This window comes from Bacteroidales bacterium, from assembly GCA_012517825.1.
Classification (GTDB): domain Bacteria; phylum Bacteroidota; class Bacteroidia; order Bacteroidales; family JAAYUG01; genus JAAYUG01.
On sequence record JAAYUG010000091.1, the window covers coordinates 1 to 24747 of the forward strand.

Annotated in this window: 25 protein-coding genes; 11 read left to right on the top strand and 14 right to left on the bottom strand. The window is 46.5% G+C overall.

The window, feature by feature from the left end; all coding sequences use genetic code 11:
* Nucleotides 1-679: biotin--[acetyl-CoA-carboxylase] ligase (locus tag GX419_06030; protein NLI24243.1), on the bottom strand; the 679-nt coding region annotated here is incomplete at its 3' end.
* A 403-nt stretch (nucleotides 680-1082) separates the two neighbouring features.
* Here GX419_06030 and rsfS point away from each other — a divergent pair.
* From rsfS to GX419_06065, 7 genes are all read left to right on the top strand, one after another.
* Entirely contained in the window at nucleotides 1083-1457 is a 375-nt protein-coding gene (gene rsfS / locus GX419_06035; protein NLI24244.1) for a ribosome silencing factor, read from the top strand.
* A gap of 12 nt (nucleotides 1458-1469) precedes the next feature.
* Nucleotides 1470-3596 carry an ATP-dependent zinc metalloprotease FtsH gene (gene hflB / locus GX419_06040; protein ID NLI24245.1) on the top strand — a complete coding sequence of 709 codons (2127 nt, stop codon included), beginning with the start codon at nucleotides 1470-1472 and terminating at the stop codon, nucleotides 3594-3596.
* Nucleotides 3597-3604: 8 nt separating this feature from the next.
* Complete coding sequence (locus GX419_06045) at nucleotides 3605-3826, top strand: DUF2007 domain-containing protein (GenBank protein NLI24246.1); 222 nt, start codon at nucleotides 3605-3607, stop codon at nucleotides 3824-3826.
* Complete coding sequence (locus tag GX419_06050; GenBank protein ID NLI24247.1) at nucleotides 3823-4644, top strand: phosphatidate cytidylyltransferase; 822 nt, start codon at nucleotides 3823-3825, stop codon at nucleotides 4642-4644. Before GX419_06045 ends, GX419_06050 begins: the two co-directional genes overlap by 4 nt.
* A gap of 16 nt (nucleotides 4645-4660) precedes the next feature.
* A complete protein-coding gene (locus GX419_06055) occupies nucleotides 4661-5317 on the top strand; it encodes a phosphatidylserine decarboxylase family protein (protein NLI24248.1) in 657 nt (218 codons plus the stop codon).
* A gap of 103 nt (nucleotides 5318-5420) precedes the next feature.
* Nucleotides 5421-5687, top strand: a complete 267-nt coding sequence (locus GX419_06060; protein ID NLI24249.1) for a hypothetical protein — start codon at nucleotides 5421-5423, stop codon at nucleotides 5685-5687.
* A 186-nt stretch (nucleotides 5688-5873) separates the two neighbouring features.
* Entirely contained in the window at nucleotides 5874-7106 is a 1233-nt protein-coding gene (locus GX419_06065) for an FprA family A-type flavoprotein (protein NLI24250.1), read from the top strand.
* 39 nt (nucleotides 7107-7145) lie between these two features.
* Here the strand turns inward: GX419_06065 and GX419_06070 are convergent, their stop codons facing one another.
* From GX419_06070 to GX419_06090, 5 genes are all read right to left on the bottom strand, one after another.
* A complete protein-coding gene (locus GX419_06070) occupies nucleotides 7146-7670 on the bottom strand; it encodes a shikimate kinase (GenBank protein NLI24251.1) in 525 nt (174 codons plus the stop codon).
* A gap of 8 nt (nucleotides 7671-7678) precedes the next feature.
* A complete protein-coding gene (locus GX419_06075) occupies nucleotides 7679-10312 on the bottom strand; it encodes a DNA gyrase/topoisomerase IV subunit A (protein NLI24252.1) in 2634 nt (877 codons plus the stop codon).
* A gap of 44 nt (nucleotides 10313-10356) precedes the next feature.
* Nucleotides 10357-12186 (bottom strand): type IIA DNA topoisomerase subunit B, encoded by a 1830-nt coding sequence (locus GX419_06080; protein ID NLI24253.1) that lies wholly within the window; start codon nucleotides 12184-12186, stop codon nucleotides 10357-10359.
* Between the two features lie 191 nt (nucleotides 12187-12377).
* On the bottom strand, nucleotides 12378-13139 hold the full coding sequence (locus GX419_06085; protein ID NLI24254.1) for a hypothetical protein: 762 nt from the start codon (nucleotides 13137-13139) through the stop codon (nucleotides 12378-12380).
* A gap of 44 nt (nucleotides 13140-13183) precedes the next feature.
* Complete coding sequence (locus GX419_06090) at nucleotides 13184-13930, bottom strand: 1-acyl-sn-glycerol-3-phosphate acyltransferase (GenBank protein ID NLI24255.1); 747 nt, start codon at nucleotides 13928-13930, stop codon at nucleotides 13184-13186.
* Between the two features lie 179 nt (nucleotides 13931-14109).
* Between GX419_06090 and GX419_06095 the strand changes: the two genes are divergently transcribed.
* A complete protein-coding gene (locus tag GX419_06095) occupies nucleotides 14110-14694 on the top strand; it encodes a hypothetical protein (protein ID NLI24256.1) in 585 nt (194 codons plus the stop codon).
* Nucleotides 14695-14717: 23 nt separating this feature from the next.
* On the opposite strand, the gene GX419_06100 is transcribed toward GX419_06095, so the two are convergent.
* The 5 genes from GX419_06100 to hpt all read right to left on the bottom strand — a co-directional run bounded on the left by GX419_06100 (nucleotide 14718) and on the right by hpt (nucleotide 18516).
* The gene (locus GX419_06100; GenBank protein ID NLI24257.1) at nucleotides 14718-15683 is read right to left on the bottom strand and encodes a lipoate--protein ligase; all 966 of its coding nucleotides are present in this window, start codon (nucleotides 15681-15683) and stop codon (nucleotides 14718-14720) included.
* On the bottom strand, nucleotides 15670-16257 hold the full coding sequence (locus GX419_06105; GenBank protein ID NLI24258.1) for a phosphatase PAP2 family protein: 588 nt from the start codon (nucleotides 16255-16257) through the stop codon (nucleotides 15670-15672). The genes GX419_06100 and GX419_06105 overlap by 14 nt, the downstream gene beginning before the upstream one ends.
* A gap of 11 nt (nucleotides 16258-16268) precedes the next feature.
* Nucleotides 16269-17267, bottom strand: a complete 999-nt coding sequence (gene obgE, locus GX419_06110) for a GTPase ObgE (protein ID NLI24259.1) — start codon at nucleotides 17265-17267, stop codon at nucleotides 16269-16271.
* 112 nt (nucleotides 17268-17379) lie between these two features.
* A complete protein-coding gene (locus GX419_06115; GenBank protein NLI24260.1) occupies nucleotides 17380-17955 on the bottom strand; it encodes an adenylate kinase in 576 nt (191 codons plus the stop codon).
* A 12-nt stretch (nucleotides 17956-17967) separates the two neighbouring features.
* Complete coding sequence (gene hpt / locus GX419_06120) at nucleotides 17968-18516, bottom strand: hypoxanthine phosphoribosyltransferase (GenBank protein ID NLI24261.1); 549 nt, start codon at nucleotides 18514-18516, stop codon at nucleotides 17968-17970.
* A gap of 75 nt (nucleotides 18517-18591) precedes the next feature.
* Here hpt and purE point away from each other — a divergent pair, with 75 nt between their 5' ends.
* From purE to GX419_06135, 3 genes are read left to right on the top strand one after another with little or no spacing between them, the layout of a single operon-like run.
* Nucleotides 18592-19104 carry a 5-(carboxyamino)imidazole ribonucleotide mutase gene (gene purE, locus GX419_06125; GenBank protein ID NLI24262.1) on the top strand — a complete coding sequence of 171 codons (513 nt, stop codon included), beginning with the start codon at nucleotides 18592-18594 and terminating at the stop codon, nucleotides 19102-19104.
* Between the two features lie 36 nt (nucleotides 19105-19140).
* The gene (locus tag GX419_06130) at nucleotides 19141-19956 is read left to right on the top strand and encodes a hypothetical protein (protein NLI24263.1); all 816 of its coding nucleotides are present in this window, start codon (nucleotides 19141-19143) and stop codon (nucleotides 19954-19956) included.
* Between the two features lies 1 nt (nucleotide 19957).
* Entirely contained in the window at nucleotides 19958-22027 is a 2070-nt protein-coding gene (locus GX419_06135) for a helix-hairpin-helix domain-containing protein (GenBank protein NLI24264.1), read from the top strand.
* 34 nt (nucleotides 22028-22061) lie between these two features.
* Here the strand turns inward: GX419_06135 and GX419_06140 are convergent, their stop codons facing one another.
* From GX419_06140 to GX419_06150, 3 genes are all read right to left on the bottom strand, one after another.
* Complete coding sequence (locus GX419_06140) at nucleotides 22062-23474, bottom strand: TlpA family protein disulfide reductase (protein ID NLI24265.1); 1413 nt, start codon at nucleotides 23472-23474, stop codon at nucleotides 22062-22064.
* Between the two features lie 6 nt (nucleotides 23475-23480).
* The gene (gene coaD / locus GX419_06145) at nucleotides 23481-23945 is read right to left on the bottom strand and encodes a pantetheine-phosphate adenylyltransferase (GenBank protein NLI24266.1); all 465 of its coding nucleotides are present in this window, start codon (nucleotides 23943-23945) and stop codon (nucleotides 23481-23483) included.
* A gap of 150 nt (nucleotides 23946-24095) precedes the next feature.
* Complete coding sequence (locus tag GX419_06150) at nucleotides 24096-24635, bottom strand: cell wall-active antibiotics response protein (protein ID NLI24267.1); 540 nt, start codon at nucleotides 24633-24635, stop codon at nucleotides 24096-24098.
* Nucleotides 24636-24747 lie beyond the last annotated feature (112 nt).

Consider the following 24747-nt stretch of genomic DNA (forward strand, 5'->3'; position numbering starts at 1 on the left):
CAAGAATAATTTCCCCAGTGTCAAGCACATCCGTAAGACGGGCACGAAAAATTTCCCCTTCTGCACTATAGTCAAGAAATTCCTGATATCCCAGCAATCGTGCTGTGTAATCCTTCTTCAGGCCGGATAAGTTTTTGTCAAGATGGGCAACCCTTGTTCTGAATGAATCATAGATGCTGTGAAAAATGGTTTCAACCGGCCACGATTTTCCGGTAATTTGTGCAAGCGATATGGGATTGGGCAAATGATCAGGGAAACGGCTTTGATTTATATTGAGCCCGATTCCGGCAACGGAAGAGAGAATCCTGCCATGGCCGATGGAATTCTCAATAAGAATGCCGCCAAGCTTCCGTTTCCTGAAGTAGATATCATTGGGCCATTTTATCTTCACCTCTGGCACAAGAGGAAGCAATGCGTCTGTAATGGCCAGCGAGGCTGCCATGGAGATAAAAAATGCCTTATCAGCTTCCATCTGCTCAGGCAAAAGAATGATGGAAGCAAGAAGGTTCTTGCCTCGTTCACTTTCCCATGAACTGCCTTTTTGTCCTTTGCCGGCTGACTGAAAGTCAGTGCGGATCGTCTGAAGATGTTTAGCTTTTCCGCTTTTCAGCAGTTCTGCAGCATAGTCGTTGGTTGATGAAACCTGCTCCAGGAAAATATAGTCAGCCCGATCAGACATTTTGTTTCTTTTGTGCAAATATATGCTATTTGTTTTGTGCCGGGGGTTTCACAGATTTTGGTTTTTGGGCCCGGGCAGGAAAAAGGAATCGTGTGATGAACCCCGGTTACTGCACCAGATGCACTGAATCTGACCTTTCAGGCGGTTTGTGTCGTCATTAACCGGTTTTTACTTAAAAATCCTGAATTTCCGGTAAAAGCAACAGGCTGGCGCTTTTGCCCATCAGATCAGCCGTATTCTGAGCCGTAAAATACGGATGCTTTTGGTGTGAGGATTTTGGAACAATTATTGATGCTAAAGTGTTAGTAAGTTGAAAATTATTACATAGGTAAATAAAAGAAATCGTTAAGGATATTGTATTTTTGTAAAAGATTAAACAAAAAAACGCAGAGAGCATATATACATGGCAAAACGAAAGGTTCCCGGGTATGATGATATTGTACAGGCTGTAATTGCCGGGATTCAGGAGAAGAAAGGAAAGCAGATCGTAATCATTGATTTGCGTAAGAATGAAGGTGCCGTTTGTGATGCTTTCATTATTTGCCACGGGGATTCGTCACGTCAGGTAGATGCCATTGCTGATTCGGTGATGCGGTTTGCATGGGAAAAGCTGAGAATGCACTCCCATCATGTTGAGGGGCTTGAAAATCTGCAGTGGGTTTTGGTTGATCTGGAAGGAATAGTAGTTCATATATTTCAGAAAAAATACAGGGATTTTTATCAGCTGGAAGAGTTGTGGTCTGATAGTCATACCGTTACTCTGGCTGATGTTTATTAAGAGGATGCATTCATGACCGGGAATACTGAAAACAATAAAAATAACCGAACGAACGGAAAGGAAAACGGGAACAAGGTGCCGCAGTTTCCGCGCCCAAAGTTTAGCATTTATTGGGTGTATGCAATTATTCTGCTGGGGTTCTTCATCTGGCCGTTTTTAACCAATTACTTTGGAGGAACACCCAGGCTGGTTGAGATTCAGCGTTTTGAAAACGACATGCTGCGGGCGGGCGATGTGGAAAAGGTCATTATTCAGAAATACAAGGAACAGGCTTATATTTTCATCCGGCAGGATAAGCTGAAAGACCCCAAGTATAAGGATCTTGAGAGCAACGGCAAACTGATGGTTCCCAGGGAGGGGCCGCATTATTTTCTAAAAACGCTTGATGTACAGGGGTTTTATAATCGTGTGGTGGATTTGCAGAAAGATGCAAAGCATCCCGCCCAGATTGAAATCGACGACTCAAAAGATATTTTACGCGAGATTCTCGGGTGGATTCTGCCGATCATCATCATTGTTGCCATCTGGATGTTTATTTTCCGGCGCATGAGCGGGCAGGTGGGCGGAGGCAGTGCCGGTAACATTTTTAATGTTGGTAAGTCGAAGGCCATACTGTTTGACAAAGATTCGGGAGCGAAGATCGACTTCAAGGATGTGGCAGGGCTTGATGAGGCTAAAACAGAAGTCAGGGAGATAGTTGATTTTCTTAAAAATCCCAAGAAATACACCGATCTGGGGGCCAAGATTCCCAAAGGAGTGTTGCTGGTAGGCCCTCCGGGAACCGGAAAAACTTTACTGGCAAAGGCTGTGGCAGGTGAAGCCAATGTGCCCTTTTTCTCCATGTCGGGTTCGGAATTTGTTGAGATGTTTGTTGGCGTAGGGGCTTCCCGTGTGCGCGATCTCTTCCGTCAGGCCAAGGAAAAAGCTCCCTGTATTGTGTTCATCGATGAGATTGATGCCATTGGAAGGGCACGTGGCAGAAATCCAAATTTCGGGGCCAATGACGAACGCGAAAATACCCTGAACCAGTTGCTCACCGAGATGGACGGTTTTGGAACCAACTCGGGTGTAATCATTATGGCTGCCACCAACCGGGCCGATATTCTTGACAGGGCGCTTCTGAGGGCGGGGCGCTTCGACCGCCAGATACATGTGGAACTTCCTGACCTGAAGGAACGGAAGGAAATCTTTAAAGTGCATTTGCGGCCTATCAAACTCGACAGCAAGGTGGACCTTGATTTTCTGGCCAAACAAACTCCGGGTTTTTCAGGCGCTGACATTGCCAATGTGTGCAACGAAGCAGCTCTGATTGCCGCCAGAAAAGGGAAAAAGGCAGTGGAAAAACAGGATTTCCTCGATGCTGTTGACAGGATAGTAGGCGGTCTGGAACGGAAGAACAAAATCGTCACGGCCCTTGAGAAGAAAACAATAGCCTATCATGAAGCCGGACATGCCACCGTCTCATGGCTGCTGGAACATGCCAGCCCTCTGATGAAGGTGACCATTATTCCGCGGGGACGTGCCCTCGGCGCAGCATGGTATGTACCTGAAGAACGGCAGATTACTACACGGGAACAGATGCTCGATGAATTGTGCGCAACCCTTGGCGGAAGAGCTTCGGAAGAACTGAATTTCGGAAAGGTTTCCACCGGTGCCCTCAATGACCTGGAACGTGTTACCAAACAGGCCTATGCTATGGTGGCCTATTTTGGTATGAGCGAAAAACTCGGTAATTTGAGTTTCTATGATTCCACCGGACAGACCGAATATGCCCTTACCAAACCATACAGCGAAAAAACTGCTGAACTGATTGATGAGGAAGCAAAACGGATTGTGGAAGAACAATACAGGAGAGCACTGAAAATACTTTCCGAGAACAAAGAAGGGCTGGTTAAACTGGCGGAACTTCTTCTGGAGAAAGAAGTCATCTTCAGTGAAGACCTGGAGCAGATTTTCGGCCCGCGCAAAAGTGCCGATGCAGAAGAACAGAAACTTCTTATCCAGCAAAATAATCATTCTCAAGAAACAGGCGCTGAGACTTCTCTTTCTGCCTCAGCAGAAAAACCGGAAGAAAAGAATGAACCCAACCCTCCCCGGATAGCGGATCAGGAAACCAGGCCGGGCGGGGATTCACAATAGTCCCTGATATGGAACCGGGATGGACACTGGTCTATTCAACCGATAAAGATTTTCATGCGCACGTGCTTCAGCAGATGCTGAACGACAACGATATACCGGTTGTACTCCTCAATAAGAAAGATTCGGCCTATGTGATCCTCGGTGAGATTGAATTGTATGTTCCTTCCGAATTTGCTGTAAAAGCAATTCATCTTTTGCATAATTTTGACCTTTCAAACGAAACGATGTGAAGAGTTTATTGACACGCACTCTGACCGGTGCCTTGTTCGTTGTGATTGTTGCGGGATCCCTCTGGTGCGGTTCGATTTGGTATGGCCTGGTTTTCCTGCTGGTTACACTGTTTACCCTTCGTGAGTTTTATCATCTGATGAACCTTACCGGATACAAGCCCCAGAAATATACAGGACTGGTGCTGGGTGCCGCAATTTTTGCCGTAAGCTATGCGCATGCCTCGCATCATGCATCCCAACATATCTATTTTTTACTTTTGGTTCTTTTTCCGGCAGTTTACATTACTGAACTTTTTTACAGGCGTTCAGAACCTTTTCATCATATAGCCGTTACAGTTCTCGGTATTATTTATGTTGCCCTGCCCTTCTCCCTGATGAATTACATGGTATTCATTCCCGGCACGGAAGGGTACAATCCCGCTCCTGTGCTTGCATTTTTCTTTCTTCTGTGGAGTTTTGACACAGGGGCATATCTTGCCGGAATTACGGCAGGAAGGCATTTGCTCTGGCCAAGTGTATCTCCCAGGAAAACCTGGGAAGGAATTATCGGAGGCCTTCTGCTTGCGGCGCTCACTGCTGTTCTTATTGAGCGGTATTTTCTTCCGTCAGCCATCTGGGTCTGGCTGGTATCAGCCGTGATTGCCGGAGTGGCCGGCACATTCGGCGACCTTACCGAATCAACCCTGAAACGTAGCCTGGGTTTAAAAGACTCGGGAAATATTCTGCCCGGCCACGGTGGCCTGATGGATCGTTTCGATTCCACCCTCCTGGCATTTCCCGTTTATTTTGCATGGTATATGTTGTCCAATGGATTTTGATAAATTTTACCTGCTTATGACTGTTCACAAGGAAGGAACGTATTTCCTGCTGTCAGTATTCGTTTTGCTCAGTATTATAGTACTGGCATCGTATTTTCTGTTGAGGCCCACCGGGCCATGGATGGTGCTTATTTCGCTGGTGGCTGTTCTTGTTTTTGTCTTCTTTCTGCGTTTTTTCAGGAAACCCGACCGGCCATTTACCCCGGTAAACAACCAGGTGGTTTCGGCGGCTGACGGAACCGTGGTGGTGGTTGAGGAAACTACCGAAGAGGAATATTTTCATGACCGTCGCATCCAGATTTCGGTCTTTATGTCGGTGTGGAATGTGCATATCAACTGGTTTCCTGTAAGCGGAAACGTCGTCTATTACCGCTACCATCCGGGCGATTATATCGTGGCGAAATATCCCAAATCTTCACTGAAAAACGAACGAAACACCATCGTAATCAGACGAGAAGACGGAACCGAAATACTGGTACGCCAGATTGCGGGGTTTGTGGCCAGAAAGATTTCCTGCTACTGCCGGGAAGGAGATGAAGTAACCCAGGGGGAAGAACTGGGCTTCATCAAGTTTGGTTCCCGGGTCGACATTTTCCTTCCTCTGAATGCCAGCATAAAAGTTGCACCAGGAGATAAGGTAAGAGGAAAAATTTCCATCCTGGCCGAGATATAGGATAAAAATATATAAATATCTTTTTATATTTAACATTTTTTAACATTTTGGTTTTCAATAATCAATTAGATTTGTGTTTGGAATAAACACAAAAATGCTCCGTATGAAAAAAATCATCGTTCTTTTTTCCCTTCTGGTTTTTATGACCGGAGGAACAGTAACCCTGGTTGCTTCACCCGTTGTTTCAATGGTACAGGTAACCGACAAAGATCCCAAGAAAGCTCCTGCCACCGGTGAAAAAAAGGCGGCAACTTCGTCCGAGAGGAAAGATGCTTCCTGTGCTGAGAAAAAGGACGCTAACTGCCCTGATAAGTGCGCTTCCTCCTGTGAAGAAAAAAAATCGTGCTGCAACGACAAAGAAAAGAAGTAGCAGTTTTTGTGGTTGGCAATGTAGAAAAGGGGGGGATGTCTCGTTTGACATCCCCTTCCTGTTTTCTAAAGCAGGCTGATGATTTACTGCAAGGGCAAGTTGGTAAGTTTTTGACAGCTTTCTTTCTTTACTTCCGTTTTTGAGAACCTGCGAACGGTTTATTACCTTTGCAAAAAACAAAACGGTATGAGCGATAATTCAGTTTTACAGGTCAGTGAGCATGTTCACTGGGTTGGTGTGCTTGATTATGATATCGTTACATTCGATATTGTGATGGAAACCCAGTACGGAACGACGTATAATGCTTACCTTATTAATGGTGAGAAAAAGGCGCTGATTGAAACAGTGAAGGACGCATTTCACGAGACATTTTTTGAGAAGGTTGCCAGTTTAACTGATTTGTCGTCAATAGATTATGTGGTTCTTAATCACACAGAACCCGATCATTCAGGCAGTCTGAAATATCTGATTGAAAAAGTGCCCGGCATAACCGTTGTGGGGAGCGGGCAGGCTATTAATTATCTGCAGGAAATGACCGATAAGCCCTTCAAATCGCTAAGAGTTAAGGACGGGGATACCCTTTCTCTCGGCAATCTGACGCTCCGGTTTATTGGTGCACCCAACCTTCACTGGCCTGATTCGATGTACACGTTTCTGGAGGAAGAAGGCATTCTTTTTACCTGCGATTCTTTTGGTGCGCATTATTGTCATGAGGCGGTGTTCAATGATCTCACCGGGCTCTATGATGATGCCTTTAAATATTACTTTGATGTGATACTGAAGCCTTTCAGCAAGTTTATGCTGAAGGCCATCGAAAAGATCCGTCCCCTGCCTGTTAAGACAATCTGTCCGGGGCATGGTCCTGTTCTGAGGAAAGACTGGAAAAAGTATGTAGATCTTTCGGCGAAATGGTCGGAGGAATACCTGCAAACCATTGCCTCGGGCGCAAAGCATGTGCTGATTACCTACGTATCGGCATATGGGTATACCGGCGAAATGGCCCGTCATATTGCCCGGGGAATTGTGGATTCATCACCCGATTTTAGTGTTGAGGTGATTGATATTGAAAAAATGCTGCCCGGGGAACTGGAAGAGAAGCTGGTGAGGTCGCAGGCCCTGCTGGTAGGTTCTCCTACAATAAATCAGAATACCCTGTTGCCTGTATACCGGTTGTTTTCGGTTGTCAATCCGATCCGTGACAAAGGGAAACTGGCCGCTGCCTTTGGTTCTTATGGCTGGAGCGGAGAAGCCGTGAAGCTCATCACCGGCCACCTGCGCAATCTGAAATTCAACGTGCCTTTAGAGGGCATGGCAGCCAAGTTCTTCCCATCGAACGGCAAAGCGAATGATTTTTATGAGTTTGGAAAGAGATTCGGGGAAGCATTGCTTTCAGCCACGACTGGTCAGCAGGATGAGTAATACGAAACATTGAACCGGAAGGCGAAAAAGAGGTATAGTTTAATCCTTTCCGGCCAGTTCTAATCCTTTCCAGATAAGCCACGCCGCATCTTCGGCTGATTTATTTGCAGCATCAACAATGAGGGCAGCCTTGTTATAGTAAGGTTCTCTTTTTCTCAGGGTTTCTGCTACATACAGGGAAATTTCTTCCGGCGTTTTGTTCTGAAGCAAAGGCCTTTCCCTGTAACCATGCAGCAAACGGTCTGAAAGTACTTCCGGAGGCAGGCGAAGGTAAACGGTAATGCCGGTGCGGTTCATCATTTCCATGTTATCGGCAAAGCAGGGCATTCCGCCACCGGTAGCAATTACGGTATTATCCTTTGAGAGAAGGGACAGGAGAATTTCTCTTTCTTTTTCCCTGAACCATGGTTCCCCGTGGCGGGTAAATATTTCAGGTATTGACAGACCGGTTTGAAACGCAATGATTTTGTCGGTGTCTGCAAAATCCCACCCCAGTTGCCTGGACAGGTGATGACCAATGGTGCTTTTACCACTGCCCATGAACCCTATGAGAAAAATGCGCATGAATCCGGTTATTTTGATTCATCATCAAATCCCAGGCTCATCTGGATACCTGTTGCCGGGTTATCGGCAGAACCAGTGTTTTCTGAAGCAGAAACCGAATGTTCAGGCCCTGGAGAAGCCGGAGGCGGCAGAGGTTCCAACTCAATAATTTCATCCACCTTATGGGTTGTAAGCCGTTTCCCTTTGGCTTTTATGCTTTTTACGCCAATGAATTCTGCCACATTCACCACAAGCGGGGGTCTGAATTTGTCTTTTCCGCCAAACCTCACTTCAATACGGGGCAGGGGAGCGTCCAGAAGAAAAACCACATGGGAAGCCTCATGCTCGTCGATGAAGCGGGCAGGTTTTTCGCCGGCTTCGGCAGGGAAACGCTTCAGATAGTAATATTTCTGGCCGGCATCATAATAGACCGCTGAAAGCACTTTCGAGGGTGCATATTTTTCAATCCGTATCAGATCATCTTCGAAATGGTTTGACAGGTCATAGCTGGTGGTGCGGCAATACCCGCTGCGGGTATAAACCACAATTTTGTCGCCGTTAAAAAATTCCCCAAGATATTGTCCCCGTTCCTCGGTGTTCAGTCTTCCCACTTCCGGATCGAACCATATGTGGGTACCGCCCAGGGTTGATGCCCCTTTTTCTTTCATCACAATTTTGTGGATGGCATGCCGGGTAAGTACGTTCCCGATGGATGAGCGCCCTTTGATGGCCAGGGTGGAAAAATCGAACTCAAAGACCAGATTTCGCAAACGCGGTTTGGGATTAAGCGTGACACGAATTACCTCGGCTTCTCCTTCCGGGTTGACGCTCAGGTAAAGAATACGTGAATCGGGCGTTCCTTTTGTAAGGGTATATTCCTTGTCGCGTGTAAGGCCTGTAAGGGCGCAACGTTTGACCATATTGTAGCCGTTTTTTCCGTCGCGGTAAACGAGGTTGTAAATGGTTCGTGTATCGTTGCGGTTAAATACCCCTGCGTAAAGTATGTCTTTCCCGACAAAAGCCTTTTCCTGCACTTTCGTTACCAGATAATGCCCGTCGCGGCGGATCACAATAATATCGTCGATATCACTGCAGTCGCATACGTATTCGTCTTTACGGAGGCCGGTTCCGATAAAACCTTCTTCGCGGTTCACATAAAGTTTTTCATTGGCAATTACCACACGCGAGGCTTCAATGTTGTCGAAACTGCGAAGTTCGGTGCGGCGTTTCCAGTTGTCCCCGTATTTCTTCTTTATCTGCCTGAAATACTGAATTGTGTAATCGGTAATATGGGCCAGGTTTTCTTCCGTGGCGGCCAGTTCTTCATTGAGTTTCCGCATCAATTCTTCAGCCCGCGAAACGTCGTATTTTGAGATCCTTTTTATTCTGATTTCAGTCAGCTTCAGAATATCGTCGCCTGTTACCGGCCTGAAAAGTTGCTTTTCAAATGGTTTTAGCCCTTTGGCAATGGTTTCGAGCACTGCCTCCCAGGTTTCACATTCTTCAATTTTGCGGTATATCTTGTGCTCGATGAATATTCTCTCCAGCGAGGCCATAAAGAGTTCCTCCTGAAGTTCGTTTTTCCTTATTTCCAGTTCCTTTTTCAGGAGGCTGACCGTACGGTCAACCGATATTTTGAGAAGGTCGGAGACGGAAAGGAATTTAGGACTGGTTTCATCAACCACGCAGCAATTGACGGAGATGGAAGACTCGCAGTCGGTAAATGCATACAGGGCATCAATGGTTTTGTCGGGCGAGATCCCGGGAGCAAGGTGGATGACAATTTCGACATTACCGGCCGTGTTGTCATCAATTTTTCTGATTTTGATTTTTCCCTTGTCGTTTGCTTTTATGATGGATTCGATGAGAGATGAAGTCGTTTGACCAAACGGAAGTTCGGTAATAGTGAGGGTTTTGTTGTCGGTTTTGACTATGCGTGCCCTTACGCGCACCGAGCCGCCTCTGGCTCCGTCGTTATAGCGTGAGCAATCGGCAAGGCCGCCTGTGGGGAAGTCGGGATATAGTTCAAACGGTTTCCCGCGGAGGTAGCTGATAGCTGCTTCAATAAGTTCATTGGGGTTATGGGGTAGTATTTTGGAAGCAAGGCCCACGGCGATTCCTTCTACTCCCTGTGCCAGAAGGAGAGGAAACTTTACCGGAAGGATAATGGGTTCTTTGTTTCGTCCGTCGTAGGAAGGTTTCCATTCCGTAGTTTTGGGGTTAAATACTACATCGAGGGCAAATTTTGAAAGGCGTGCCTCGATGTACCTGGGGGCTGCGGCACTGTCGCCGGTGAGAATATTGCCCCAGTTGCCCTGGGCGTCGATCAGCAGATCTTTTTGTCCGAGCTGAACAAGAGCTTCCCCGATGGATGCATCGCCATGGGGGTGAAACTGCATGGTATAGCCTATAATATTGGCTACTTTATTGTACCGGCCGTCGTCGAGCAGTTTCATGGCATGAAGTATCCGGCGCTGGACCGGTTTGAGGCCGTCATAAAGATTGGGAACTGCCCGTTCCAGGATTACATAGGAAGCGTAATCCAGAAACCAGTCCTTGTACATTCCTTTCAGATGCAGCACCCGTCCCGTGCTTTCAGCCTCTGCTTCAGGCCGGGGAGCTTCCCTTCCTCCATCCATTTCAACAGGATCCATTGCTTCCATATAATGATACTTCCTTCAGACAGATTCGCATGAATTTAAACAGGTTACACTTCCTCATCAACGCGAAGGTTTTCGATAATGAATTTTTGCCGTTCCGGAGTATTCTTACCCATGTAAAAGTCCAGGAGTTCAGCGATGGAATCTTCACGGGTAAGCCGGACGGGCTCCAGACGAATGTCTTTGCCTATAAAATGCCGGAATTCGTCAGGCGAAATTTCTCCGAGGCCTTTAAAACGCGTTATTTCAGGATTGCTTCCAAGTTCTCTGATAGCCGCTTCCTTTTCCGCTTCCGAATAACAGTAGATGGTTTTTTGTTTGTTGCGCACCCTGAACAAGGGAGTTTGAAGGATGTACAGATGCCCTTTTCTTACGAGTTCGGGGAAAAACTGAAGGAAAAAGGTAATCAGAAGAAGCCGGATGTGCATCCCATCCACGTCGGCATCAGTGGCTATGACTACCTGGTTGTAGCGTAAATTTTCCAGTCCGTCTTCAATATTGAGAGCTGACTGAAGCAGGTTAAATTCTTCGTTTTCGTAAACAATTTTCTTTGTCAGTCCAAATGTATTCAGGGGTTTTCCTTTCAGGCTGAAGACGGCCTGAACAGCTACATCACGGCTTTTTGTAATACTGCCGCTGGCAGAATCTCCTTCGGTGATAAACAAGGTTGTTTCCAGCCGGCGCTCATCATCGGAATTGTAATGAATTTTGCAGTCGCGGAGCTTGCGATTATGAAGGCTTGCTTTCTTGGCCCGCTCACGGGCAAGTTTCTGAATGCTCGATATGGCTTTTCGTTCTTTTTCCGATTCCAGGATTTTCTTAAGCAGGATATCGGCCGTGGAAGGGTTTCTGTGAAGGTAATTGTCGAGTTGTTCCTTCACGAAATCGTTGATGAATTTGTTCACCGAAGGTCCTTCCGGTCCCATATCCTTGCTGCCCAGTTTGGTTTTTGTTTGCGATTCAAAAACAGGATCTTCAATCTTGATGCTGAGGGCTGCTATGATGGAACTGCGGATATCGGAAGCATCATAATCTTTGCGGTAAAATTCCCTGACAGTTTTTACGATGGCTTCGCGGAAGGCAGTAAGATGCGTACCTCCCTGAACGGTATGCTGGCCATTTACAAAGGTATAGTAGTCTTCGCCATATTGGTTGCCATGGGTCATGGCAATTTCGATGTCGTCACCCTTCAGATGGATGACCGGATAGAGGATATCGGTTGTAATATTTTCGGCCAGCAGGTCGAGAAGGCCGTTTCGCGAAATGTAGGGTTTCCCGTTGTAAATGATGGTGAGACCGGAATTCAGATAGGTATAATTCCGGACCATGGATTCGACATACTCGTCAATGAAACGGAAATGCCCGAACATTTTGTCATCCGGGTAGAAGATGACAAGAGTTCCGTTAGGCTGGGAGGCCGGCATTTCAGGTTGATCAGCAATCAGAATACCCTCGGCGTATTCAAGGCTTTTGACCTTTCCTTCGCGGAACGACTGAATGATAAACTTTGACGAGAGGGCATTGACAGCCTTGATACCTACGCCGTTCAGGCCTACCGACTTCTTAAATACCTTGGAATCGTACTTGGCGCCGGTGTTCATCCTGGAAACCACATCGGCCAGTTTACCAAGGGGAATGCCACGTCCGTAATCACGCACCCGCACCATCCTTTCCTGGATGGTAAGTTCAATGGTGTTTCCAAAGCCCATCATGAACTCATCAACGGAATTGTCAAGCACCTCCTTGAGCAGAACATAAATCCCGTCATCGGTTGAGGAGCCATCTCCCAGCTTCCCGATATACATTCCGGGCCTGCGGCGAATATGCTCCCGCCAGTCCAGGGTTCTGATCGATTCTTCCGTATAGGCAGCCGTCATACTACTTTTTCTCTTTCAGAGTTCAAAGATACGTAAATTGCTTCCGGCGCAATGACTATCTTTTCAACAGGAATGTTTATAAATAGAGGAGAATTGTTAAAAAATCACCTGCACAGACCAGTAAGCGAACCGCCTGCCTGCATCGCCGGCAGTTGATTTGAATGAAAACAGGTGTTTCTGGAAAATTCCCTCTAAATAACCATTGCTTTCATGTTCAGATGCACGTTGTAACCAGGTATGTAGGAACCGGTGGTATCAAAAATCCAGGTCCATTCCCTCAGGGAATTTCCTTCGTTGAGGTCAATTGCCAGCGAAGGGGTTGTTACTGTATTGCCCTCTTTCCTTGGGTAATGGATTTCACTTACATCGGTTATAAGGCAGGAGGGTGAAAAGTATTTAAGCAGGCTTATATGCTGATTTTGAATGGTTTGACGAAATGCTTCCGTCTGGTTTTTTTCAAGTGAACAGTGTTTTCTCAGGTAGTCAAGGATAAATGCGTCAAGCTGGCTGAGGATGTTTAATGAGACGGCCGATGTGTCGGAAGGGGAGTGTGCTTTTTTCAGCGTATCAAGGATGGGCGAGATGTCGGGTGTAAATAACACGGAAGGCGTGCTTCCGGCATAATTTTCAACAAAATCATGGGATAGAAGGATTCCGTTTCCTGTGATATCAGCTTCAAGCAGGCTTACATTGTTGTATTTCTGCACTTTATGCTGTACCTGGGCTGGGTGGTGGATGTCAACCAGGGTTATTCTCCGGAATCGTCCTGACAGTTCTTCCAGAGGGAAGTCAAGCAGCCACCCGCTGCCGAAAACAATCAGATTGTCTTTTCCTTTCAGTGATTCAGCAAATTCAATAATATACTGATGGGCATTGAACAAATGAGACTGCCAGTTATGTGCTTCCCGCAGATAACGGTTCATAATTCCCTGCTGATCAGAAGGGAAATTCATTTTGCGAACCATGTTTTGCAAGGTGTTCTGGGCAGACATCCGGTTTATTGATTTGCACGGAGTTTATTCAATTCTGATTCCATCAGGTTCTGGAAAATCTGCATCAGCTGTCCGGGCTCCTCTGTACCCCATGAAGAGGGAGGTACAGGAGATAGCACCCTTACAATTATCTTCTTTCGTTTTTTGAACATAAAACCTTTCTTTGGAAGGGCTTCATGCGTTCCGTCAATGATTACCGGTACGATGGGTACTTTTACCCTGACGGCCAGGCGAAAGGCTCCTTCGCGGAAACGATGCATTTTGCCGTCGGGAGAACGGGTTCCTTCAGGAAATATCAGAACCGAATTACCCCGCCGTATTTCCTCTTCACAGCGGGCCAGCATTTTCAAATAGCTGCGGCCTTTCATCCGGTCAACCTCAATATACCGGTTCAGGCGCATGACGATCCCTAAAAAGGGAATCCGGAAATTCTGAATCTTTGATACCCATTTAAAGTTTCTCAACAGTCCGTATAGCACCATGATATCAGCCAGTGACTGGTGATTGGAAATGATAATGCATGGCTGGTCATCGCGGATGTTGTTCCGTCCTTCAAAACGAATGGTCCAGTATGGATTCACCAATGCATACATATAGCCCCATAAGGACGATGCATAGTGCAGCACCAGGCCCCGGCTGTCGAAGGGAAGCGTAATGAGCCAGACAGGAACAGCAATAAAAGCAAAAAGGATTGTGGCTGCTGCCCAGAAAGCCCATATAATCAGCGACATTATCAGATGAAATACTCTCATTCCTGAAAAAGCTTGTGCGTTTTATTCATGCCGGACAAATTGATGACAGGTTCTGTTTTCAAAAATACTCCATTGGCATAATAGTTGCTTAACCGAACAATGAAGATTTTTACTTTCCTGATACTTGCGTTAAATTTATACAATAATTTTATTACAATTCGTTTGATAATTAACACATTATGGAAAAGTGGCGTCAGACAGTGATTGTGCTGATTTTTTCCGCACTGGTTTATTCCGCAGGATTTCCTGTAATTGCCCAGCCTGCGGCTCATGATACCATTGTGCGTCTCGGAGGGAGGCGGATGATAGTGGATGTCATTTCTGTTTCAGCATCGGATGTGTCGTATAAAGATATTGGATCGGAAGAACTGCAGCAACTCAATCATAAGTATATTGAACGGATCATATACCGGAGCGGAAAAGTGGATATTTTCAATAAACCCGTCGTACAGCTCATTGATGAAAACAGGTGGGAAGCAGTTCTGATTACAGAAAATAAGGCCGATGTGGAAGGAATGTATGAGTATGGTCTGGTGCGTTCCTCTTCAAGTTCTGATGCCAGAAATATGAAGGCGGCCAAAAAGAGCGCCACCATCCGGCTTCAGAAGAGGGCTGCCAATATGGGAGCCAACGTGGTGCTGATCACAAAGTCCATTGCAGTTGGTGGATACGGCGAAACACCCGGTTATAACATGGAAGGAATTGCTTATGGTTTCCGGCCGCCTGCTGAAAAGAAACAGCAGGAAGAAAACAAATCCGAATAGCCTCTAATTTTCTCGTCCGGATATCAGAATAAGGCGGGCAGTAGAGTATTGAAAACCTCCGATGAAAGCGATGAAGGCAATTTATCTGCAATGGTTTTAAGGAGGTAATTTTCTTCCAGTCGGGCACCCTGCAGAGCCCCCGAAATAAGGTCAAGTTCTTTCTGAACATTGGTTCCGGTAAGTCGGATCTGGTTTATGTAGCCTTTTGCAACAGAAAGCTTAATGTGTACGGTTCCATAGGGAGTTTCTACCTCTCTTTCGAGCTGATAATCAGGCGAATAGGCGTAAATCCATTCCCAGGTATTAAATTTTGCGGCTGACAGCTCAATTATTTTTCTCTTGTCTTCGTCAGTCAGACTGTAAATGACTGCCCGGAAATGCTGAACAACAAAGGAGAACAGAAACTTTCTGAATGCATCCCTGTCGGGATTACTTAGAAAGGAAGCTATGTTCACAACCTCACTCCGGCGGGAATTCACTCCTTTGTGCGTATATTTTCCCGAAGGATGGAGTACCTGCTTCAGGTGTTCAAGATCAGAATCAAAAAGTAAGGTTCCATGGTGCAAGGTTCTCTGATGATATACATGTTCGGCATTCCCTGAAATCTTTTTTCCGTAGATCAGCAGATCATTTTTGTCACCTCTTTCGGCAGGAATGTGCAGTTCATTCAGTGCGAGAAGAACAGGGGCTGTACATGCTTCGAACTGAACCAGTGCACCTTCAGAACCGTTTCGTATGAAGGTGAAATTGAGATTTCCAGCGTCGTGATAAACGGCACCCCCGCCTGAAAGCCTTCGTGCAATGCGGATGTTGTTTTCTCCGGCAAAGAGGTAGTTAACTTCGGCAAGAGTAACCTGGTGTTTTCCGACAATAACCGACGGCTTGTCGGAATAAAGGAAGAAAACTTCATCCTCCATTTCTTTCAGGAGATATTCTTCTGCAGCGAGATTGAGGTAGGGGTCGGTAAAAGGACTGTCAATGGCCAGCATCCCGGGTAGTGTTATTTCGGTAAACGACGAACACGAATTTTCTGTACAACGCAAAAAAGGCAAATGCCAGCAGAACGCCCCATAACGCTCCGCAAACAACATCTCCGGGGTAATGAACACCCAGGTAAATTCTGCTGTATGACACGATTCCTGCCCAAATTAAAATGGCCCATGAGAACCATTTTCTGCGGAACAGCAGGGAAAGAAAGGTGGCCAGGGCAAAGACATTGGAAGCATGTGATGAGATAAAACCGTAGAGTCCTCCGTGGTAGTTGTGTACAAAATGAAGAAGGCCCTGCAGGGAAGGCTCATGGGAAGGGCGCAGACGATGAAACAGGTTTTTGAAAAGATGCACGGAAGTCTGGTCAGAGCATGCAATCAGCAAAACAACAAAGAGAATGATCAGCCAGGATTTTTTCTTAAAAGTCAGAATGATGAAAACGATCAGCAGAACATAAAGGGGAATCCATACGGGGATACGGGAGAAAAACCACATGATTTCATCCATCAGGGGAGAGTGCATTCCGTTAAGGAATAAAAGGATTTCTTTGTCGATTTCCAGCAGGGAATTCATGGATATTGGATTTAGTCTGATTCATTCAGGGTTTCCCAGAGAATATCCTTGAGCCGGTCAATATTGTATCCTGTTACTGATGAGATAAAAACCGTCTTTATTCCCGGAGGCAGATTCCGGCTGGTTTCGGTAATAATTTCGCGGTCGGCCAGGTCGGATTTTGTGATCGCCAGCACCCTTTTTTTGTCGAGCAGTTCAGGGTTGTATTTTTCCAGTTCGCCCAGAAGGATGTGGTATTCTTTTACAATATCAGACGAATCAACGGGTATCATGAACAGGAGAACAGAGTTCCTTTCAATATGGCGGAGGAAGCGCAAACCCAGGCCCTTTCCTTCGGCAGCACCTTCGATGATGCCGGGAATGTCGGCCATGACAAAAGAACGGTTATCGCGGTACGAAACAATGCCCAGGTTAGGAACCAGTGTGGTAAAAGGGTAGTCGGCAATTTTGGGTTTAGCTGCTGAAACGACGGAGAGGAGAGTGGATTTACCGGCATTGGGAAATCCAACCAGACCCACGTCGGCCAGCAGTTTGAGTTCGAGTATGAACCATCCTTCTTCTCCGGGTTCTCCCGGTTGGGCATACTTAGGAGCCTGATTTACCGGCGATTTAAAGTGGTCGTTTCCAAGGCCGCCTCTTCCGCCCCGGAGCAGAATTTTTTCTTCTCCGTCTTTGGTAATTTCGGCGAGGATTTCATCACTGCCATCCCTGCGGGCAATGGTTCCAAGCGGAACTTCGATAACAACGTCTTTTCCGTCGGCTCCATGCTGGAGGGCGCCGCGTCCCGGTTCCCCGTCGCCGGCTCTTATGTGCCGCTGGTACTTCAGGTGAAGAAGTGTCCATAGCTGGGCATTCCCTTTTAAAATAATATGTCCTCCCCGGCCTCCGTCTCCTCCATCCGGACCACCACGGGGGATGTATTTTGCCCTGAGAAAATGCACACTTCCCGCCCCTCCTTTACCTGAGCGGAGATGAATCTTTACGTAATCGATGAAATTAGACTCTGCCAATATCAGATTAAATTAACCGTTTTGCCAAGCGCAAGGTGTTTCTCATCATCCGGGTAAAAAAAGAGCACAAAGCCTGGTAGAAAACCAAAATCTTTGCGCTCTATGTATCGTATTATTTATGCTGGTCAATTACATCACAAAGCCTTTGAAAGATTTCGTCAATGGAACCTACACCATTGACGGGAAAGAATTTTTTCTGGGCTTCGTAATACCGGATTACAGGAGCGGTTTCCCGGTGGTATACACGGATCCGGTTTTCAATAACTTCAACATTCTGATCATCGGCCCTTCCTGATTCTTTTCCGCGGTTAAGAAGGCGTTTAACCAGTTCCTCATGCGGCACTTCAAGGGCAACCATCAGGGTTATGGAAGTATTTTTGCCTGTCAGCAGGGTATCAAGAGCCTCTGCCTGCGAGGTTGTGCGGGGGAACCCGTCGAAAATAAACCCGTTCACCTTCCCGTTTTCATCAAGTTTACGGCCTATCATTCCAATGACAACGTGATCGGGAACAAGTTCGCCCTTATCCATATACCGTTTTGCTTCCTTTCCAAGTTCCGTCTGTGCAGCCAGTTCTGCGCGAAGAATATCGCCGGTGGAAAGATGGACAAGACCATACTTGTCAATCAGTTTTGCACTTTGTGTTCCCTTTCCTGACCCCGGAGGGCCGAACAATACTACATTCAACATACCAAAACAGTTTTAACGTTTTTTTGATTCACTTTCAATATAAACATCAGGATGATTCCTTCCAAACCGGTTGTAATCAAGCCCGTACCCAACAATGAACTGCGGTGGAATTTCGAGCCCTACATAATCGGGCCGGAAACCCGGTTTACAGGCTTCCTTCTTAAAGAAGAGGGTGGCAATCTTAACTTCAGCGGGGTGATACGATTGCACAGCGGCCAGAATATGTTCAATGGTAATGCCGGTATCAATGATGTCTTCCAGGATAACCACCGTTCTGTTGCTCAGGTCTTCATTGATTCCGATCAGGTCGTAAACTTCGCCGGTAGTTGATGAGGCAGAATACGATGCCAGTTTAACAAACGAAATCTGGCAGGGTATGGTGAGATGCCGGCTCAGATCTGCAATAAACATGTAGCAACCGTTCAGCACTCCCAGAAAAATCACATCCTTGCCTTTAAGGTCTTTGTTGAGCTGGCGGGCCATTTTTGATACGGCTCTCTGAATTCTGGCTGAAGGGATAAAAAGCCTGAACTCTTTATCCTGGATATGGATTTTTTTCATATTTTAGGCATTGTAATTTTTCCGTTGCGAAAATACGAATTCTGCCGAATTAACGGCTAACATAATTCTGATGCTATGCAACCGCTGGTGAGTATAATAATGGGAAGTACAACGGACTATCCGGTGATGGAGGAAGCTGCCAAAGTGCTGAATGATCTGAAGATTCCCTTTGAAATCAATGCATTGTCGGCGCACCGTACCCCTCTGCAGACCATTGAGTTTGTAAAGAATGCCTCGGGGAGGGGAGTGAGGGTTTTTATTGCCGGAGCAGGCGGCGCGGCTCATCTTCCCGGAGTTGTTGCAGCCGTTACCCCCCTGCCCGTAATAGGTGTCCCGATTAAGTCGTCTATTTCACTTGACGGATGGGATTCGGTGCTTTCCATTCTTCAGATGCCTCCGGGCGTACCGGTCGCCACCATGGCACTGAACGGAGCAAGAAATGCGGGGATTTTTGCAGCCCAGATTCTTGCGCTCACCGACGGGGAGATCATGCAGCGGATGATTGCCTTCAAGGCCGACCTCGAGAAAAAGATCATCAAGGCCAACCAGGATCTGTCACAGATCAAATTTGATTACAAGGTGGGCTGATCCGCCGGCCGGCGGACTCCGGTTCACCGCACTGGTATGGGCCGGAAAATTACTTTTCTGTTGTTTTTCTTTTGTGCAGTATGTATTCTGATACCTGCATACAGCCAGTATTTTCCTGCAGGTGCCCGTATCAGGGGAATGGCCGGTGCCGGGCTTCTGCTGGAAGATCCGTTCAGCGGATTCTGCAATCCGGCCGGACTGGCAGGGCTTAAAAATGCTGAAATTGCCGCATCGCATGAGATGCCTTACCTGATGAATGACTTGTCGGTAAGCAGTTTGACTTTCGCTTTCCCTGCAAGCCCCGGAGTGTTTGGATTCAATGGCTCCTCAGCAGGTTTTTCCCTCTGGAGAGAAACCAGGACAGGGGTTTCTTTTGCACGGAAATTTGGTTCCCGGTTCAGCGCCGGACTGCAAATCGACGGCTTTTTTGCAAGGGTTCCGGATGATATTCCTGTGCGGCCTGTATTTACCTGGGAGGCTGGCCTGCTCAGTCAGCCTGTAGCCGATCTGCTGGTAGGAGTTCATCTCTTCAATCCTTTACATGCCGACTATCCCGATACGCGAAACCAGCGTTTACCGGTAAGTTTTGCTTTCGGGGCGGGCTACAGGTTTGCAAAAAAATTCTTGCTGGCCGCTGAGGCAGAAAAAGACCTTCTATATCCCATTGCATTTCGTATTGGCATCGAGTACGAACCGGTTAAAAATGTCTTCCTTCGGTATGGTTATAATTCGGTAAACGGTTATGCCGCGGGCTTTGGGCTCCGCATCAGCCATTTTGTAATTGATGCGGCTTTTACAAGGCATCTGCAACTGGGTTATACACCCTCTTTGTCTCTGGGTTATGTTTTTTAAAATGTATTCAATCCGGTTATTGTGCTTCAGAATATGTGTTGCCATATCCTTATGGCTGCTTTCTCCGGTTATGGGGTCTTCCCAGGAAATAAACGATGTACCGGATGAAACAACGGAAAATGCAGCAGTTGAATCAACGGAGCGATGGGAAGAATTTGAAGAAAATGAAGCCTTTGCAGGGAAGCTGGCCGATCTGCGTCTTCACCCGGTTCGAATCAATCAGGCTGATAAAGAGGAACTCGAACGATTGTTCATGCTGAACGAGTTTCAGGTGCTGGCTCTTCTCGATTACCGCAAAACGTACGGGTCTTTTTCAAGTCCTTATGAACTGGCCAATGTTCCAGGTTTCTCAACAGATCTGGCAAGGCAGGTCAGCGGATTTGTAATAATTGAACCAGACAAATGGGATGTGCCCTCTGTAAAGGAAGCGTTTATGCAGGGGAAACACACCCTGATTCTCCGGTTGCAGGAACCCATGCAGAAGCAGGCGGGTTACCGGGATGGATATTATCAGGGAAGTCCGCTGAAGTTTTACTTACGGTATGCTTACCGGTACAATACATCTTTTTCAGCAGGGTATACCATGGAAAAGGATCCCGGAGAGCCGTTTCCTTATTTTCCGGCCGGAAGTCTGGCCGATTTTACATCAGCCTATATAAGGACGGATCAGAACGGAATCCTGCGTCGTTTTGTTGCCGGAGATTATCAGCTTGCTTTCGGACAGGGACTTGTCATGTGGAATAGTTATGCAACAGGGAAAGGCAGCGGGCTTATTGACTTCCGGAGAAGGGCTGAAGGCATTTGCCGGTTTTCTTCAGCCGAAGAGAACAGATTCTTTCGGGGCGCAGCAGGAACTTTGGGGTTGGGAAATACGCAATTCTCCTTCTTTTTTTCCAGCAAGCCGGTTGATGCCAATGTTACCCGGTTTGACAGTTACAGCAATCAGGTACTCGAGTTTTCCAGTCTTCTGACGACAGGGTATCATGCAGCACCTGATGAAATACGTAACCGGAAAAGTGTGGATCAGACAGTAATCGGCATGAATGCAACTGCCGCTTTTAGTGATTTCCGAATCGGGACAACATGGGTGCATTACAGCTTTGATGGTTTCTGGAGGCCTTATCCTGAGCCCTACAGACTGTATGTTTTCCGGGGCCGAGAAAATACCGTTGGCGGAATCGACTGGCAATTTCAGCGCGGCGATTTTTTTCTGTTTGGTGAATGGGCTATGACATCGAACAAAGCAGCAGCGTGGAATGCGGGTTTTCTCCTGAAGCCTGACCCTGCTGTCATGGCTTCGGCAGGCTTAAGAAAATATGCTCCTGCGTTCAATAATTTGTTTGCAAGACCGTTCGGAGAAACATACAATGGTTCCAACGAGGAGGGAATCTATTGCGGCTTAGAGCTTCAGATTTTCCGGAATATCACTGTTAAAGGATACATTGACGTTTTTGCTTTTCCATGGCTGAAATATGAGGTTGATGCACCTTCGGAAGGATCGGAAAAAATGCTTCAGGTATCATGGAATCCCGAAAAAATGCTTTCCATGTCTTTAAGGTTCTCTGTTGAATCAAAAGAAAAAAACGGCATCTCAGACAAAAATGGTTTAACAGCTCTGAGTACTTACAATACCCGGAATGTCCGGTACTATCTGGAGCTCAATCCTTCAGAGGAGTGGAGTTTCAGAACAAGAATGTATGCCGGGATGTTTCATACGAACAACAGCAATGCAAAAATTTCAACCATGTTGGCTGAGGATGTTCTCTGGAACCTTACGGGCAGGAAAGTGAGAATAACCATGCGATACGCCCTGTTCGATATTCCTGATTACGAGAGCCGTCTGTATGCATACGAAAATGATGTACCTATGGTTTATTCCGTGCCTTCTTTTTACGGTAAGGGAACACGTATTTACATTCTGGGCCTTTTCAGGCCGGTTCGGTGGCTGGAAGCAGGCATCAAGATAGCCGGCACGTCGTTTTTGAACAGGTACGAAATAGGAAGCGGAGAAACCCGCATCGGAGGAAACAGAAAGACAGACCTGGGTTTTCAATTGCGCCTTTCCCTCTGATGCGCAATGTAGGTCAAATCCATAGTTCTTGGGTTTACTGCAAATCGCCCCGGGAACGCATTACATTAAAAAGAGTTTGCTGAAAGTTTTCAGCCGGAGAAGGTGCCGGCGAAAGGATCAGCTTTCCGTCGGGCCCGATAAGAAAATATGTTGGGAAAGCCCTGATGTCATACTCTTTTAGAATGTCAGGCTGTTGTCCGTAGTGAAGAAAGGTCCAGGAATAATCATTTTGGTTCAGAAAATCCGTCACTTTCTGAAGTGTCGGATCGGCCAGAATGGTGACGATTTCAAAATAGCCTTTCAGCTTTTTGTAGAGGGTATTCAGCATTTCAAATTCTTTAAGGCAACTGTAGCTGGAGCAGTAGCAAAAATTGAGATAGACATACCTCCCCTTAAAATCTTCGAGTGATTTGAAATTTCCCTGGCTATCCTGCAGCCGGAAGGAAGGAGGAGGGTAACCGGCCATCAGCCGGGTTACTTTTTTCAGGATGTTGGCCGCAACCGGGCGGAACATTACAACCTGTCCTTGCAACCTGAAGGAATCGAGGACATGAATTATGGCATTCCTGTTAAAACTGTTCCGGTAAAATTCATCATGGAGATTTTTCAGGATGACAAGGTCGCGCAAGGTGTCTCCTTTAAATACGTCATCGGCTGCAAGGATTCTTCGGAGTGTGGTATAGCTCTGCTTACGGTTTATAACATCGTAAATAGCTTTCCCGGTATCGGTTCTGCCAAAATAGGAAAAGTAGGAATCGTAAATTCTGTGAAACAATTCCATGTATGCCGGGTTTTCAAACAGAACAGGATGATTCCTGAAATACATGGCCGAAAGGCTCCGGGCTTTGTACTGACTGGCAATACACCTGAGAATAGCGGTCTTATATAAAAGGTAATCGGAAAAGTACGGATGGTTGATCCCATTAAAATGCCTGAGAATGGTTTCGACGGCTGTATCGGCTGATGCCGGATCGGGTGGACCGTAAACCGAAAGCGCAAACTGGCTGTAATAAGGGCCGTAAATACTGTCAAAACGGGTGATCAGGTGGTTCAGTTCGCGGGAATCTCCGGTCACCGGCAGAAGATGCACTTCTTCCTCGGTAAAATACGGATTGAGCCGGTCTGCTTCCGTCTTATCAGCCCTGGGAGGGAGATTGATATGGTAGTCTTTTCCCGGTTCGGCATATAAATAAACAAAATATTTCCCCAGATGCCAGAAAACCAGGGAGGTTCGTTCCAATTGAAATTCCAGTGAGAAGCATCCATTGGCATCGGCAGTTGCTTCCGCCAGGATTTTTTCCTGATACGTGATATATTCCTCATAGGTTCTGAGGGAAATTTTGGAACCGGCATAACTGACTTCACATCCCGAAATCTGCACGTTTCCGCCATATACAATAGCGACAGAAGCAAAACCTAACGACAGCACCAGCAGGAATCGGCTCATTCTCTTTTACTCTTTCAGATTGATGGCTTTTGGCACAAAGGGGGAAGCATCGCCTCCGTTGCGGATGATATCCCGCACAATGGATGAATTAATGGAACTGTGTTCCGGCATGGTAAGGAGAAAAACAGTCTCAATTTCGGGGTGCAGGGCTTTGTTAACCTGAGCAATGGCCCTTTCATATTCAAAGTCAGCAGCTGTCCTCAGGCCCCTGAGGAGGTAACGGGCTTTCCGCTGCCGGCAAAAGTCGACTGTGAGGCCCGTATAGGTTGTAACTTCCACTTTGGGTTCATCCTGAAATACCTGCCGGATCCATTTCATTTTCTTTTCCAGAGGAAAGTAGCTGTCTTTCAGAACATTCTGGCCTACTGCGATGATGATTTTGTCGAACAATGGCAATGCTCTTCGCACGATGGATTCATGGCCGATGGTAAACGGATCAAAGGATCCCGGAAATACAGCTATTTTTTCCATACCATTAAAAATTAAAAGCACGTGTTGCAGAAACCGTATTATAATGATACAAACCAGACGGTTAGCTTACACAGCCGGCCGTCTGATCTGATATTGCCCTGCCTGATCGAACTTCGGTAAGGTTCTTTCAGGAATTCATCCGAAAGGTAGTTAATATTCCCTAATCTGCAAACCTCCAAAGACCACGTCGGCCTTGATAAAGAGGTGGGCAGAATCCTTTACGAAAGCCGGACTTTCATATTTAACGGAACCAAAAGCTGCATTATTGCCATTGGGCATTTCGGCTCCTCCAAATACGGCGTTGGCTTCAATACGAAGGGGAATGTCTTTGGATACCTTGATTTCCGTTGCTCCAAAAACTGTATGAATCTGCACAAGCATAGGTTCTGTGCCTTCGGGTTTAATGTCACGAAGATCAAATACGCCTTTTCCGAAGATAATGTTGTATTCTCCCGAGCCAACTTCCTCTCCTGTCCATCGTTTTTCACCGAAAATGACGTTATGCTCGCCTTCGGAATGAGTGGAAAGCACGTTGGTTCCCAGCATAATCCGGATGCCGATCCAGATGAAGAGAAAGGCAAACAGAAACTTGAAAAGCGGAAAATCCACATTAAATATAACGCGGATAACAATTGAAATTCCAATGAGGATGAACAATATCCCCCAAAATAATCCGGCACTCATTTTCATGGTTTTTTAAGTTTATACGTTTGTCAGTAAATTTTATGGTGCTAAGATAGGGGATCCCTGCAACGGGATGCAATTGAATTCCGGTAAAACGGCGGTAGTAACCGGTAAACCA